The organism is Paenibacillus sp. FSL H3-0333 (genome assembly GCF_038002805.1).
GTDB lineage: Bacteria > Bacillota > Bacilli > Paenibacillales > Paenibacillaceae > Paenibacillus_AQ > Paenibacillus_AQ silagei.
Genome location: NZ_JBBODG010000001.1, coordinates 1,260,796 through 1,275,423, shown reverse-complemented (window position 1 = coordinate 1,275,423; position 14,628 = coordinate 1,260,796). Strand labels below are relative to the sequence as shown.

11 protein-coding genes are annotated in these 14,628 nt (G+C 53.6%); 3 read left to right on the top strand and 8 right to left on the bottom strand.

Translation table 11 applies throughout. From position 1 onward, the window contains the following. Positions 1 to 88 precede the first annotated feature (88 nt). Positions 89 to 2,641, bottom strand: a complete 2,553-nt coding sequence (locus tag MHH78_RS05635) for a DUF3656 domain-containing U32 family peptidase (protein ID WP_341166861.1) — start codon at positions 2,639 to 2,641, stop codon at positions 89 to 91. Between the two features lie 268 nt (positions 2,642 to 2,909). On the opposite strand from MHH78_RS05635, the gene rfbA reads away from it, so the two are divergent. Together rfbA and rfbC are read left to right on the top strand one after the other, a co-directional pair. Further along, positions 2,910 to 3,788, top strand: a complete 879-nt coding sequence (rfbA, locus tag MHH78_RS05630) for a glucose-1-phosphate thymidylyltransferase RfbA (protein WP_341166860.1) — start codon at positions 2,910 to 2,912, stop codon at positions 3,786 to 3,788. A 21-nt stretch (positions 3,789 to 3,809) separates the two neighbouring features. Next, positions 3,810 to 4,370 carry a dTDP-4-dehydrorhamnose 3,5-epimerase gene (gene rfbC / locus MHH78_RS05625; RefSeq protein WP_341166859.1) on the top strand — a complete coding sequence of 187 codons (561 nt, stop codon included), beginning with the start codon at positions 3,810 to 3,812 and terminating at the stop codon, positions 4,368 to 4,370. An 85-nt stretch (positions 4,371 to 4,455) separates the two neighbouring features. Here the strand turns inward: rfbC and MHH78_RS05620 are convergent, their stop codons facing one another. The 4 genes from MHH78_RS05620 to MHH78_RS05605 all read right to left on the bottom strand — a co-directional run bounded on the left by MHH78_RS05620 (position 4,456) and on the right by MHH78_RS05605 (position 8,126). Further along, the gene (locus MHH78_RS05620) at positions 4,456 to 6,420 is read right to left on the bottom strand and encodes a stalk domain-containing protein (protein ID WP_341166858.1); all 1,965 of its coding nucleotides are present in this window, start codon (positions 6,418 to 6,420) and stop codon (positions 4,456 to 4,458) included. Next, positions 6,401 to 7,582, bottom strand: coding sequence for a S1C family serine protease (locus MHH78_RS05615; RefSeq protein ID WP_341170285.1), 1,182 nt, complete (start codon positions 7,580 to 7,582; stop codon positions 6,401 to 6,403). The genes MHH78_RS05620 and MHH78_RS05615 overlap by 20 nt, the downstream gene beginning before the upstream one ends. Positions 7,583 to 7,719: 137 nt before the next feature. Further along, positions 7,720 to 7,929: a hypothetical protein gene (locus MHH78_RS05610; protein WP_340946667.1), complete on the bottom strand. Its 210-nt coding sequence runs from the start codon at positions 7,927 to 7,929 to the stop codon at positions 7,720 to 7,722. A 38-nt stretch (positions 7,930 to 7,967) separates the two neighbouring features. Continuing rightward, positions 7,968 to 8,126, bottom strand: coding sequence for a hypothetical protein (locus tag MHH78_RS05605; RefSeq protein WP_341166857.1), 159 nt, complete (start codon positions 8,124 to 8,126; stop codon positions 7,968 to 7,970). Between the two features lie 198 nt (positions 8,127 to 8,324). Here MHH78_RS05605 and MHH78_RS05600 point away from each other — a divergent pair, with 198 nt between their 5' ends. Continuing rightward, the gene (locus tag MHH78_RS05600) at positions 8,325 to 8,582 is read left to right on the top strand and encodes a DUF3977 family protein (protein ID WP_341166856.1); all 258 of its coding nucleotides are present in this window, start codon (positions 8,325 to 8,327) and stop codon (positions 8,580 to 8,582) included. A gap of 88 nt (positions 8,583 to 8,670) precedes the next feature. On the opposite strand, the gene MHH78_RS05595 is transcribed toward MHH78_RS05600, so the two are convergent. From MHH78_RS05595 to uvrB, 3 genes are all read right to left on the bottom strand, one after another. Further along, positions 8,671 to 8,934: a hypothetical protein gene (locus MHH78_RS05595; protein WP_341166855.1), complete on the bottom strand. Its 264-nt coding sequence runs from the start codon at positions 8,932 to 8,934 to the stop codon at positions 8,671 to 8,673. 42 nt (positions 8,935 to 8,976) lie between these two features. Next, positions 8,977 to 11,853 (bottom strand): excinuclease ABC subunit UvrA, encoded by a 2,877-nt coding sequence (gene uvrA / locus MHH78_RS05590; protein WP_341166854.1) that lies wholly within the window; start codon positions 11,851 to 11,853, stop codon positions 8,977 to 8,979. 646 nt (positions 11,854 to 12,499) lie between these two features. Next, the gene (gene uvrB, locus MHH78_RS05585) at positions 12,500 to 14,491 is read right to left on the bottom strand and encodes an excinuclease ABC subunit UvrB (protein ID WP_036721141.1); all 1,992 of its coding nucleotides are present in this window, start codon (positions 14,489 to 14,491) and stop codon (positions 12,500 to 12,502) included. Positions 14,492 to 14,628 lie beyond the last annotated feature (137 nt).

Here is a 14,628-nt window from a genome sequence, read left to right as displayed (position 1 = left end):
TGCCGGGCCTGTTATTATGGCCTTAGCTGATTAAGTGCGTAAAACGCGCGAAAATAGGTCAATCCTTGAGAGAATGGGACTAATTCACTTACTTCGCATTCACCAGTTGTCCGCGTGTAACCCCAAGCTGGTTTGTGGCCTTCAGGCTCTTCCAAACCTGCGTACCGGAGATTTCACCACGCAGTGCGCGACTGTAGAGGCTGATGACCTCCGCGACCTGCTCTGGTGTCTCCTCCAGGAATTCAACACGGAAAGAAGCTACGCCGAGCTCACGGAAGTGGTTGAGGTATTCAGCGCCCGACTGCTCGACGGCGTTATAGACGGTGTTGCGGCAGCCTTCATCCACACGGACGGGATGGGACATGCCGATGCGGTCCTGTAAGGACGCACGCTGCTCCTCACAAGGACGGCCACAGTTGGTGTAGTCCGTGCCTTCACTCATGAAGGTACAATAGACGCAGTGTTCTGTATGGAACATCGGCAGATGCTGGTGGATAACAACCTCCATGCGGGAGGTGTCGCTGTGCCCCAGCAGGTCGACCATCTGCTGAATGTTCAGGTCATATGACGGTGTCACCATGTCACAACCGGCGTCAAGGAACAGATCCACAGCCCGGTGATTGGCGATATTCAACGAGAAATCGCCAATCAGCCGGGGATGCGCAACCTCCGGGTGCTCCAGCCGGTGGCGCAGGTAATAATACAGCGCACCGGTGTTGCGTACCAGCACAGCATCCGGCTGCAACCGCAGGATGTTAGCATGGTAGCCGTTCTCGTTCGGCATATGGATGCGCGGTGTCGCCAGCGCGATGCTGGCCCCTGCAGCCCGCACAGCGTCTACTGCCGCCGGGAACTGCTTGATGAACTCGAAATCGGCGTATATATTCGTTACGCCGGCTTCGAGCGCAGCCTGCACCTGCGGCAGGCTGCGGCACAGCGCGGTGAGCTCCGCTTCACCGCTGCCCGCCCCCGCACCATCTCCTGCGGCGATGGTGCCCGCTGCGGCGCCCCTGCGGGAGGCGCCGCCGTAGACCTCAACCTCCCGTTTCACATACACGGGAGGCTTCGGGCGCTCGCCCGCAAGCAGCTCCACCGCCTGGCGGCGGATGCTGTTCAGCTCGCGCATGGGCACGATCACGTCGCCTTGCAGATGCGACTCCAGCGCTTCAAGCTGGAACAGGGTCCCGCCCAGGCGGCCGAATTGTTCTTCCAGCAGCGCGGTATCCATCGGACGCTTCTGCGCCGTCTCCAGCGCGAGCTCCGAATCCACACGGACGGTGACGTTCTTCTGAACATCTGTCCACCAGGTCGTCAGCTTCTCGCCTACACAGCCCTGCACCCGCACATGAACCGGAAATACCCGGTACGGCTTCTCGGTCTCGTAGGACTGGCGCAGTGCCTTATCGAGCGCCGGGTCGTTCGTCTTCCAGATGCGATCCCCCACATGCAGACGGCGCAGGTCTACGTCACTGCGGCCGGGAACGATATCAATGATCCAGCCCTCACCGGCTTCGCCTTCCAGCTTGACGCCCTTGCGGCGCAGATCGTAGACGCGGCCACCTTCTTCCTTCTTAGTCGGATCTCCGGCGTCAAACACAATGCCGTCCCCGCGTTTAAGCGGAGCATGAATGCGGCAGACCACGCCATCGCGCAGGATCTGCTCCACGGTGCCCAGGTAGACCCCGCGGCTTTTCGGGAAGGTGCCATCGACTAATTTCTTATTATTGGTGCCTTCAAGGAAACCGTTCGTGAACCCACGTGAGAAGCTCTGCTGCAGCTCACGCATATCCTCCTTCGAGGTAGGCGTCCAGTTACCTTCAAAATACTTATCAATCGCCTTACGGTACTTACTGACCACATTAGCGACATACTCCGGGGTTTTGAGCCGGCCTTCGATTTTGAACGAGGTTACGCCTGCTTCAATCAGTTCTGGCATCAGGTCAATGGCGGCAAGATCCTTAGGGGACAGAAGGTAAGTCACATCTCCCATTGGCTTCACTTCCCCGTCAATCATCAGATCATACGGCAGACGGCAGGCCTGGGCGCATTCCCCACGGTTCGCTGAACGTCCGCCCCACATTTCGGAAGTCAGACACTGGCCCGAATAGGATACGCATAGCGCACCATGCACGAACACTTCCATAGGCAGGCGGGCTTGCTCGCCAATCGTGCGAATCTGCTTTAAATTATTCTCACGGCCGAGTACGACGCGTTCCAGCCCCCACGGCTTCGTGAATTCCACCGCTTCCGGCGAGGTAATCGTCATCTGTGTAGAACCGTGAATCGGGAAGTCCGGAGAGATCTCACGGATCATCTTCACCAGCCCCAAGTCTTGCACGATTACAGCATCTACACCAGCGTCCACACAGGCATCAATCAGTCCCTTGGCATCCGGCAGCTCATTCTCGAACACCAGTATATTAAAGGTCAGGAACCCCTTCACGCCATAGCTGTGCAGAAACGCCATAATCTCCGGCAGCTCGTCCATCCGGAAGTTGTTCGCTCTGGCCCGTGCATTAAATTTCTCTACGCCAAAAAAGACAGCATCCGCCCCGTTCGCCACCGCTGCACGCATGCAGTCCCAATCTCCCGCCGGAGCCAGCAGCTCTACGTCTTCTCTGCGTATTCCTTGCTCTTTCATTTATATCCTCCCAAACCGCCTGTTCGGCGGGTCATTTACAGCTTTTTAACTTGTTAATTGTATCAAATATCACAGCTGTCTGCCAGTAAAATAGAAACACTTGGATTTTGCTTTCCATAGGGATCTATCTTAAAATAGGCCAGGAGCTCCTGCTTTAATAGACAAATGAAGAAGAACCAGCGTAAAATATGAATAGAAAAGAATAAATACGAAAAAGATCTCACGATTCCCAAAATTTATATGCAGCAAAAGGAGAGTTGAAACAGTTATGAAAGGCATAATTCTTGCGGGAGGAAGCGGTACCCGGTTATACCCTCTCACAATGGTAACCAGCAAACAATTACTGCCGGTCTATGATAAACCCATGATTTATTATCCCTTGTCCACATTAATGCTGGCAGGCATCCGAGAAATTCTGATCATCTCTACTGCTGAGGATACACCACGGTTCGAGCATTTGCTCGGTGATGGCTCCCAATTTGGAATTTCACTGCAGTACATCGTCCAGCCGAGCCCGGATGGGTTGGCACAGGCTTTTATTCTGGGCGAATCGTTTATCGGAGAAGACTCTGTAGCGATGATTCTCGGAGATAATATATATTACGGGAACGGCATGACTAAGATGTTGAAGCAAGCTGCCGACAAAACAAGCGGGGCGACCGTATTTGGCTACCATGTTCCCGATCCCGAACGTTTTGGTGTAGTGGAATTTGACGAAGACGGCAAGGTCCTCAGTATCGAAGAGAAACCGGAGCATCCAAAATCCAATTATGCGGTTACCGGCCTTTATTTTTATGACAACCGGGTGATTTCTATCGCTAAGGAAGTCAAGCCTTCACACCGTGGCGAGCTGGAAATCACTTCGATTAACGAAGCCTATCTGAAGCTGGGCGAGCTGGATGTTGCCCTGCTGGGACGCGGGTTTACCTGGCTTGATACCGGAACCCACCAGAGCCTGGTGGATGCTACCAACTTCGTCAGAACCATTGAAGACCATCAAGGGATCAAAATCTCCGCACCCGAAGAAATTGCTTATATCAATGGCTGGATCACTAAGGAACATCTCCTGGAATGCGGACATAAGCTGAGCAAGACCGGATACGGCCAATATTTAATTAAGGTTGCTACAGGTAAAATCCAATTTTAAACCATAGAAAGAGTGGATACGATGAAGTTTATCAAAACCAATCTGGAGGATGTTCTTGTCGTTGAACCGGCAGTCTTCGGGGACCACCGCGGCTGGTTCATGGAGACCTACAGCGAAGCCAAATTCCATGAACACAATCTCCGTTACCAGTTCGTTCAGGATAATCAATCCTATTCAGCGGTAAAAGGCACTCTGCGCGGACTTCACTTCCAGCTAAACCCGAAGGCACAGACCAAGCTTGTACGCTGCACACGCGGATCGATCTTTGATGTAGCTGTAGATATCCGTCAAGGCAGTCCTTCTTACGGCAAGTGGTTCGGCGTTGAGCTAAATGCTGAGAACAAGAAGCAACTCCTCATCCCCAAAGGGTTCGCCCACGGCTTCATGACACTAACCGAGGATGTTGAAGTTCAATACAAATGCGATGAGCTATATGCGCCTGAATGTGACGGCGGTATTCTGTGGAGTGACCCCGATATTGCCATTGAATGGCCGATCGACGTTACCCCTGTCCTGTCTGCCAAGGATGAACAAGCACCGCTGTTGAAGGACGTAAATCATAATTTTGTTTATCAGACTTAAGTAATTAATTTATTCGTGTCTTACACAAACAACGTCCCGGCTGATCGGCAGCCTGGGACGTTGTTTTTATATCCTCTTTACTCTCCTACTCCCCCACCCACCCAAACGACCCCAGCACCCGCTCCAGCACCGCCTGCTGGCTCGCCGTGGCGTTGGCATCATTCAGTGTGACAGTGAGCGTATAGACCACATCGTTGCGGTTGAAGACAATAATCTTCGTGCCCACGGGGATGCTGTTCTTAGTCTGTTCTACCGTGAGCATCGTAGCTGGTACACCGGCGAAGGTGGTTTCTGTGACGCTTTTCACCTGCGGGCCCTTAGGGTCTTGCTTGGTGTTCTGGTAATAGCTCTGCAGCTGGCTGACAGCATATTCTGGCGTAACCTCGGGACTGGCATAGAGCTGGAACCGGCCGCCGGTGAAGCGGTATTCCACGCTCTGGCTCTCAAACAAATCCTGGACCGGGCTCCACAGCCGCGGAATCTCGAGCTTGTAGCCGTAGGTCTTGGAGGTCTTAGTGACCGACTTCTGGCTAAGCTGGTTATAATCCTCTGACGCCAGGCGCCCGAAGTTACTCTTGGTCTGGGCAAAATCAATATCGATCGAGTTCAGCACCTCTGTAAAGCGCGCTTGATCACCACTCTGCCCCGGCCCGGAAGCCGCAACATATTCAAAATAATAACGGTACCCGTTCTTCAGCAGCAGAATTTGATATTCCGTACTCCACCCGCTGCCCGGGTTAAGCCCGATCTCATTAATCAGCGCCGGTTCACCTGAGACCTTGCCCGCTACGCTGTCCTTCAAGGTGTAGGCCTCGGTCACATAAGTGTCACGTAGCTGAGACCGCAGTTCCTCGTTCCAACTTGCCAGCGTGGAGCCTGCCGGGGCCGAGCTTACTTTTACACGCAGATAACTCCCCTGTTTGCCCGTATAATAGAGCTGCTGGTCATCCGCACTCCAGTCGGCAGGGACCTTAAGCGCAATCCCGTAGTCATCGTTGTACCCTTTGCGCAGCCCGTTGCGGATCGTGGAGAGGTCGCGGATACTTCGGTCTAAGGCGTCAAAAGAGGGCTGAAAAGAATTCAGCAACGCCGCATATTTGCCCAGGTCCTTATAATTGGCTGCATTGTCATCTGTCAGATAGATCTCATACAGCCTGCCTCCGGCATAATATTGCCTGCCTTCCCAGAGCGCGCCGCTCGAATCCTTGCTCACGGTCCGGGCGTAAGGAACCTTGGCCTTAGACACAGCCTCCCGGTCCAGCACAATCTCCCCGCCCTCCTCCGAGGAGCGGACCAGATTCTCCAGCAGCCCCTCGGGATCAAGCGGAACGGCCAGCGGCGAAGCGTGCACCTCCATATAATACCCGTTCTCTGCACTCGTAAAAGTCGCTACGCTCTCATTCCCTCCGCTGTCGCCTACCACCAGCCCTGGCGGATAGTTCATGCTCCACTCCAGATAGCTGTTGCCGATCCGGGTTTTGCCGACGTCACTGTCAATCCCGCTCTGCGCTTCAACGTCTACTACTGCTACTGGAGGAGATAACGTAACCAGTACCCCTCCGCCCTCCGCCGGAGTCATCCGCGCACCCAGCACTCCAGCCACGAACCTCAGCGGCACCATCAGCACACCGGATACCATACGCGGGGGCGCGGCGAGCTTGATTTTGACGCCATCCTTCCAGGCAGTCGTACTGCCTATCGTCATCGCACCGGTATGCGGCCCGTACATAATCTTCACCACATCTTCGCCTTGTAGGGAGACAGTGCTGCCGAAGGCTTTTTTGAAAATACCCAGCGGGACCAGCAGCGTTCCATTCTCAGCAAAAGGCTTCGGAATCGTGACCGGCTTCCCGTTAACTGTTGCAGCTGTGCTGCCCGCTTGAAGACTAAGCTGTAGCAGAGCCCCCTCCGCCGCCTGGGCCCTTCCCACGGGAAATAGGCTGAGCAGCAACAATAGGACTACAAAAACAGATCCCCCGCGCCGCATTTGTCTCGCCCTGCTGCCCGGCCCGGCTGTACCTGTCATCTCCTCAATCCGTCTTCTGATCATCGGAATCCCCCTCCGCACCAGCGGCATTCACCAAAGGGTCACCTTGTCCAAGGACAAGGCTTCTGGCTACGATATCGCCATCACTCTGCATCAGTAGCTTGACTACCGCCCCCGGCTTGTACTGCCTGAATAATTCATTAACGTCAACAAGTGAAGTCACCCGGCGTCCATCTATCGCATAGAGTGCATCTCCCGCCGCAATTCCTGCTTTGCGCGCTTCTGCCGTAACCACCTTCGTCACCGTTAACGGCTCCTGCCCAGGCAGTCCGACAATTACGGGCCAGCTCTCCTCAAGCTCAATGCCGAGGCTCGGACGCCGGACCTCTCCATATTGGAGCAGCTGATTCATGATGTACTTCACCGTATCTGCGGGAATCGAGAAGCCCATATTCTCCACACCCACGGCTGCGAACTTCATGCTGTTGACCCCGAGTACCTCCCCCTTCATATTGACCAGCGGTCCTCCGCTGTTGCCGGGATTGATGGCCGTATCGCTCTGGATCAGCCGGTACGCCGCATCCACCGAACGGTTAAGACCGCTGATCACGCCTACAGTAGCCGAATTTCTCAGGGAAAAGGAGATCGGCGTCCCGATTGCGATAACCTTCTCCCCTACCTGAAGATTGGCGGCGCTGCCTGCGAAGGTTGCGGGTTTTAAGGCTTTGGCTTTGATTTTGACCAATGCAAGATCACTGAATTCGTCCGAGTATGTATCTGTGATATTATAGCTCGTCCCGTCTGAGGTGACCACTACCGCCTTCTCCAGCCCGGCCATCACATGGGCATTGGTAATGATCCATCCGTCTGCTCTGACGATAATCCCGGAGCCGTGGGTCAGATTGTAACGGTCATCCGGTCCGCCGGTTTCTCCTCCCGCTTTGCCGATAATGCCGACTACAGACGGCGAGACGGTGCTTATGATTTGCGGAACCGGGTCTGCTGCTGCGGGCTGGCTCCATTGCCCCTTGCTCTCTTTTTGCACCTTACCTGCTTGTCCGGCCTTCATTACGTTCACAGCCGTGCCTCTCTCAGCCGCTAATGCTCCTGTCCCGCCGTAGCCCGCCCCATGAACCACACCGGCTGGACCTATGAATCCCGACAATAATAACAGCAGAATACCCGGCAATACCACACTACCTCGGGCAATCCCGCTCCTCCCCATTCCCATGGCTCTCCCCTTCTTTCCTGCGCGCGAAGCATATGAATTCTTATCTTCAAAAAAAGACGCCTTTAGGATCGCCGCTGGCGGTAAAGGTGTCTTTAAGATGAGCTTGCCTCTGAGGTTATGTGTGCCTTACTCTAGCTGAACCAGTTCAGAATCATTGCATAATCGGATACCACAAAAACCAGCAGGCTTACCACTGCAAAACCGATGGCAAATTTGTTCTTCTGCGGAGCTCTAAGCAGCCGGACCACACCGATAAGTATCAGGATCGTGAATACAATCATAAATGCATCGAAGGTATGAAATTTAGACGGTTCTTGCGCGGCAGCTTCTGCAAGCAGCATGGCAATCCCTCCCTGAGAGTGTTGTCAAGCAAGTTTCTCTAATCCATATCACCTTCTATGTTATCGTTACCATTTCCGTCACGCAATAGAAATATTTTAAAAATGGCGTATTTGTCACAAAAAAGTTTCCTCATGGCTAAATCGCGCCTCGGATTGGCGATATTCATCATTGACCGCTGTTGTTTTTCAATTTTCAATGAGCCAATCCACCTCAATCCAGCCTACAGCTGCTGCTATTCAATCAACGCAAAAGCTTCTCATTGAATCTTACGGCGGACATGCTGTAGATATGCCTATGGTGCTTATCTGCTGCCAGTTTAATTTTCGTATAATATAGTGTTACAATCAATCCTGAATTCAGAATACAGGCTAGTAGAAAGAACGGTGATCCTTCTTTGAAATACATTGAATTCGGAATCGGAAACACATGGCTGGTGCGAACTGAGATTGAACAGCCGGATGGCACAGAGGTCGAAGTACAGGGAATTGTCCGGCCAGTTATCTTCCGTTCCTTGTATATCCGAGTCTGGATCGGAAGAACCGTCTGGATTGTAGACTCACGGGAAGGGTTCAAACGAAGATCTAAAATTACCAGCCGATTTAGATTATCTTGGGCATCCGCAGTGAGTTGTAGCGGGAAGCTGATACTATAAATTACTGATCGGGCAGTATTGCTGTTGCGTATGTTTTTGCTTACCGCCGTAGTGTGAGGGCGAGGGATATTTAGTGGAATTAGTACATCTAGTTTGGCGCAACCGTTGCATTTATATCAAATAGTTGGAAAAACAACACTTGTTCAACCCAATTTTCGCTGAATCCGCAGAGTTCCATGGAGAGAAGTGGAGTTTTTCCAACTACGTTCGTTCTCCACGCCGTTCCAGCAATATTAAGTGCCTTATTTCCAACTACGTCCGCTCTATAGCTTAGAGACTCAATAGAGGGCATTCTGACTCCCCAAAACATATCAGAACTTGTGAAACCTGCCGCAATATTAAAATACCCCATGCTCTCCTGTAAGAAGAGTCATGGGGTATTAGGGTTCTACAGTTACACCGTCTCAGAAGTCTGCAGCTTCATAGCCTGCGTACGTTCCGTATCACGGATCAGGACAGGCTTCAGGTAGCGACCGGTATAGGATTCTTCAACAGTAATCAGCTTCTCTGGTGTTCCGGTGGCCAGGACCGTACCGCCGCCGCTGCCGCCTTCCGGTCCCATATCAATGATGTAGTCGGCTGTCTTAATGACATCGAGATTATGCTCGATGACCAGAACCGATTCGCCGGAATCGACCAGGCGGTGCAGTACCTCAAGCAGACGCCCGATGTCGTCCACATGCAGGCCGGTTGTCGGCTCATCCAGGATATAGAGTGTCTTGCCGGTACTGCGGCGGTACAGCTCGGAAGCCAGCTTCACACGCTGGGCTTCACCGCCGGACAGGGTGGTTCCCGGCTGGCCGATGTTGATATAGCCCAGGCCTACATCCAGCAAGGTCTGCATTTTGCGGTGAATCTTCGGAATATTCTTGAAGAACTCCGTTGCATCCTCCACCGTCATCTCCAGCACATCCGAGATATTCTTGCCTTTATATTTCACTTCCAGCGTTTCGCGGTTATACCGTTTGCCTTTGCAAACTTCACAGGGCACGTAGACATCCGGCAGGAAGTGCATTTCAATCTTGATAATGCCGTCTCCACGGCACGCCTCACAGCGGCCGCCCTTCACATTGAAGCTGAAACGCCCCTTCTGGAAGCCGCGTACCTTGGCCTCGTTCGTCTTGGAGAACAGATCGCGGATATCATCGAACACACCTGTATACGTAGCCGGATTAGAGCGCGGTGTACGCCCGATCGGGGACTGGTCAATTTCGATGACCTTGTCCAGATTCTCCAGGCCGCGGATTTCTTTGTGCAAGCCGGGACGGACCTTGACCGCCTTGTTCAACTGGCGGGCCAGACTCTTGTAGAGAATCTCGTTAATAAGCGAAGACTTGCCGGAGCCGGATACGCCGGTTACCGCTGTGAAGACACCGAGCGGAATCTTTACATTCACATTCTTCAGGTTATTCTCCTTCGCTCCACGGATCTCGATCCAGCGTTCATTATCAGTTGGCCGCCGCTTGGAAGTCACCGGGATGAACTTGCGTCCGCTCAAGTATTCACCGGTCAGGGAACCGGGGTCCTTCATAATCTCCTCCGGGGTCCCTTGGGCAATTACCTGGCCGCCGTGTTTGCCGGCACCCGGTCCAATGTCGATAATATAGTCAGCTGCCATCATGGTATCCTCATCATGCTCAACGACGATGAGCGTATTACCGAGGTCGCGCATATGGGCAAGCGTGGCAATCAGCCGGTCATTGTCCCGCTGATGCAGGCCGATACTTGGCTCATCCAGAATATAGAGGACACCCATTAGACTGGAGCCAATCTGGGTAGCCAGCCTGATGCGCTGGGCTTCCCCACCGGATAGAGAACCAGCTGCCCGGCTAAGGGTAAGATAGTTCAGCCCCACATTCACCAGGAAGCCGAGCCGGCTGCTGATTTCCTTGAGGATCAGATTGGCAATCGCTGTTTCTTTCTCACTAAGCTTGAGGTCTGCGAAGAAGTCCAGGCAATCCCCAATCGAAAGATCCGTCACATCCGCAACATTCTGCTCATTGATAGTCACGGCCAGAATCTCTTTCTTGAGCCGCTTGCCCTTGCATGAATGGCAGGGCTTGGCGCTCATGAAGCCTTCTATAAACTCGCGGATACCTTCGGAGGCTGTATCACGGTACCGGCGCTCCAGATTCGGAATAATGCCCTCAAAAGCAACGAGGGCGTCTTTGCGCTGGCCGAAGTCGTTCTCATACCGGAAACGGATCTTCTCGCTGCCTGTTCCGTGCAGCAGCTTGTTCATATGCTCCGGCGACAGGCTACTTACCGGTACATTCTGCGGAATCTTGAAATGCTCGCACACCGATTTCAGGAACTGCGGATAGTAGTTCGACGTACTGCCTGTCCAGGCCAGGAAAGCTCCTTCTTCAATGGACTTCTCCATATCCGGGATCAGCAGATCGGGATCGACTACCATATTCATCCCCAGCCCGTCACATTCAGGGCAGGCTCCGAATGGACTGTTGAAGGAGAACATCCGCGGCGCCAGCTCTTCTATACTGAATCCGCAGACCGGACAAGCAAAGCTTGCACTGAACAGCAGCTCTTCCTGGCCCATCACATCAACGAGAATCTGACCACCCGACAGCTTCAGGGCAGTTTCAAGCGAATCGGTAAGCCGGGTTTCAATATCATCCTTAATCACAATCCGGTCAACGACAACCTCAATGGTATGCTTCTTATTCTTCTCCAGTACAATATCTTCCGTCACTTCCCGCAGCTCACCGTCCACACGTACACGGACGAAGCCTTGCTTCGAGATATCGGTAAACAAGCCTTTATGCTCACCCTTACGGCCGGAAATGACCGGGGCCAGAATATGCAGACGGGTCTTCTCCGGGTATTGCATGATCCGGTCCACCATCTGTTCAACGGTCTGCGAAGTGATCTCTATGCCATGATCCGGACAATGCGGATGGCCGATCCGGGCAAAGAGCAGCCGCAGATAGTCATAGATCTCGGTAACCGTCCCTACCGTGGAACGCGGGTTACGGCTAGTCGTCTTCTGGTCAATCGATATGGCCGGGGAGAGTCCGTCGATGGAATCTACATCCGGCTTCTCCATCTGGCCCAGGAACTGGCGCGCATAGGCAGACAACGACTCGACATACCGGCGTTGACCCTCGGCGTAGATGGTATCGAAGGCCAGGGAGGATTTGCCCGAGCCGCTCAGTCCCGTCAGCACGACGAAGCGGTCACGCGGAATCGTTACGTCGATGTTCTTGAGGTTATGGGCCCTCGCGCCCTTGATTACTATACTTTCATGTGCCAACGGTACCTCTCCTTTAAGAGAAAATTAAAATTCAAAACATTTTGGGAAAATATTTTCTATCCCTCCCAAACCCTCCCTTCCAAGGGAGGGCCCCAAGGGTTGCACCCTCTGGACACCCGCAAGCTCGGCGGAAGGAATTAGGCGGGTGAATGGACGACTACTGGGGCTATGGGCCCGCTAACCCCTACGGGGCCGCTATACTTCAAGATCAGGCTACGGCTCGCTGCCGCTTGCCGCAGACGCTGTCCCTCCGGGATTCGCGCTAAATGCTTAACTGCGGGCTATTCCTGCGGAATGCGCAAAGAGCTTCAACAGCACGCTGTCCCTCCGGGATACGCGCTAAGTGCTCAACTGCGGGCTGTTCCTGCGGAATGCGCAAAGAGCTTCAACAGCACGCTGTCCCTCCGGGATTCGCGCTAAGGGCTTGACTGGGGGCTGTTCCTGCGGAATGCGCAAAAGGCTTCAACAACACGCTGTCCCTCCGGGATTCGCGCTAAGTGCTCAACTGCGGGCTATTCCTGCGGAATGTGCAAAGGGCTTCAACTTCGGGCTGTCCCTCCGGGATATGCAAGGGCATGGCCCATTTATCTTCAAAAGGAACGGCCTGAATAGCGCCGTTCCCTGGATCGTTAACTTCAGCGCCGGGTTACTCTGCCCGCAGCTCAAGCAAGGCATCGCGCAGCTCGGCGGCGCGCTCGAATTGCAGGTTCTTGGCGGCGTCCTTCATCTCAGCCTCCAGACGCTGCATCAGGCTCTGCTTGTCTTTCTTGTTCAGCTTGCCGCCGACACCGGTGAGATAATCGGCCTTGGACTCCGCCACCTTGGTCGCCTCGATGATATCGCGCACCTTCTTGTTGATGGTCGTCGGGGTAATCCCGTGCTTCTCATTATGGGCGATTTGAATCTCACGGCGGCGCTGGGTCTCGCTCATGGCCTTCTCCATGGAGTCCGTAATGCGGTCGCCATACATAATGACCCGTCCCTCCGAGTTGCGGGCAGCCCGGCCGATTGTCTGGATCAGCGAACGCTCGGAACGGAGGAAGCCTTCCTTGTCAGCATCCAGAATCGCGACCAGCGACACCTCCGGCAGGTCAAGACCCTCTCTGAGCAGGTTAATACCGACCAGCACGTGGAAGGTGCCCAGACGGAGATCACGCAGTATCGCCATCCGCTCAAGTGTCTTGATATCGGAGTGCATATAACGTACCTTGATGCCAATCTCCTTGAAGTAGTCCGTCAGGTCCTCAGACATCTTCTTCGTAAGGGTGGTAACGAGAACACGCTCATCGCGCTCTACACGGTCACGGATTTCATTGATCAGATCATCGATCTGCCCTTCGGTAGGGCGCACTTCAATGATCGGATCAAGCAGACCGGTAGGACGGATGATCTGCTGGACCATCGTATCGCAATGCTCCATCTCATAAGGTCCCGGTGTTGCGGACACGTATACAATTTGGCTCACCTTGTCTTCGAATTCCTCGAATTGCAGCGGACGGTTATCCAGCGCAGACGGCAGGCGGAACCCGTGTTCTACAAGGACTGTCTTACGCGCACGGTCACCGTTGTACATGGCCCGGATCTGCGGCAGCGTCACATGAGACTCGTCAATCACAATCAGCATGTCATCCGGGAAATAGTCCATCAGTGTATAAGGAGTAGCTCCCGGCTCACGGAAGGTAAGCGGACCGGAATAGTTCTCGATCCCCGAACAGAAGCCGACTTCCTTCATCATCTCGATATCATAACGGGTCCGCTGCTCCAGCCGCTGGGCCTCCAGCAGCTTGCCTGCTTCACGGAGCACAGCCAGCCGCTCCTCCAGCTCACGCTCAATATTAACCAGCGCTACACGCATGGTCTCTTCCTGGGTAACGAAGTGAGACGCCGGGAAAATCGCGATGTGATCACGTTCGCCGATCAGCTCGCCTGTCAGAACATCAATCTCCGTAATCCGTTCGATCTCGTCTCCGAACAGCTCTACCCGGATCGCATGCTCGCCCTGGGATGCCGGGAAGATCTCAACCACATCCCCGCGCACACGGAACGTACCGCGCACGAAATTAATATCATTGCGCTGATACTGGATATCTACAAGCCGGCTCAGAATCTGATTGCGCGGCTTCTCCATCCCTACACGCAGCGAGAGCAGCAGGCTTCCGTATTCCTGCGGCGAACCGAGACCATAAATACAGGACACACTCGCCACGATAATGACGTCACGGCGTTCGAACAGTGAGCTGGTTGCCGAGTGGCGGAGCTTGTCGATTTCTTCATTTATGCTGGAGTCTTTCTCAATGTAGGTATCGGAGGAAGGAATGTACGCCTCTGGCTGGTAGTAATCGTAGTAACTGACGAAGTAATCCACGGAATTGCTCGGAAAAAATTCTTTGAACTCACTCGCCAGCTGCGCAGCAAGCGTCTTATTGTGCGCAATAACCAGCGTGGGGCGGTTCAACTTGGAAATCACTTGTGCGATGGTAAAGGTCTTGCCTGTACCGGTCGCTCCCAGCAGCGTCTGGTGCTTCTTGCCCTGCCGGATGCCGTCCAATAACTCTTCTATGGCATGAGGCTGATCGCCCTGGGGTGTATACTCGGACTCCAGTGCAAAAGTCTTCGTACTGACGACAATATCACTCATTTGCCCGTCTCCCCTCTATCGTCTAGAATATATGAATATATTATAATTTTAACCCTAATCATCCTTCATCCATACCAAGCTGAAAAATATGGAAGATAGGAATGCACGTTCCCGTTTATTATACAGCGTTGCCCAGA

What these genes read in the sequence shown, in the direction of transcription:
- MHH78_RS05615 (WP_341170285.1), bottom strand. Translation starts at nt 7,582, where the DNA reads ATGGGGAGGAGCGGGATTGCCCGAGGTAGTGTGGTATTGCCGGGTATT.
- MHH78_RS05595 (WP_341166855.1), bottom strand. Translation starts at nt 8,934, where the DNA reads ATGGGGTATTTTAATATTGCGGCAGGTTTCACAAGTTCTGATATGTTT.
- MHH78_RS05635 (WP_341166861.1), bottom strand. Translation starts at nt 2,641, where the DNA reads ATGAAAGAGCAAGGAATACGCAGAGAAGACGTAGAGCTGCTGGCTCCG.
- MHH78_RS05620 (WP_341166858.1), bottom strand. Translation starts at nt 6,420, where the DNA reads ATGATCAGAAGACGGATTGAGGAGATGACAGGTACAGCCGGGCCGGGC.
- rfbC (WP_341166859.1), top strand. Translation starts at nt 3,810, where the DNA reads ATGAAGTTTATCAAAACCAATCTGGAGGATGTTCTTGTCGTTGAACCG.
- MHH78_RS05610 (WP_340946667.1), bottom strand. Translation starts at nt 7,929, where the DNA reads ATGCTGCTTGCAGAAGCTGCCGCGCAAGAACCGTCTAAATTTCATACC.
- uvrB (WP_036721141.1), bottom strand. Translation starts at nt 14,491, where the DNA reads ATGAGTGATATTGTCGTCAGTACGAAGACTTTTGCACTGGAGTCCGAG.
- rfbA (WP_341166860.1), top strand. Translation starts at nt 2,910, where the DNA reads ATGAAAGGCATAATTCTTGCGGGAGGAAGCGGTACCCGGTTATACCCT.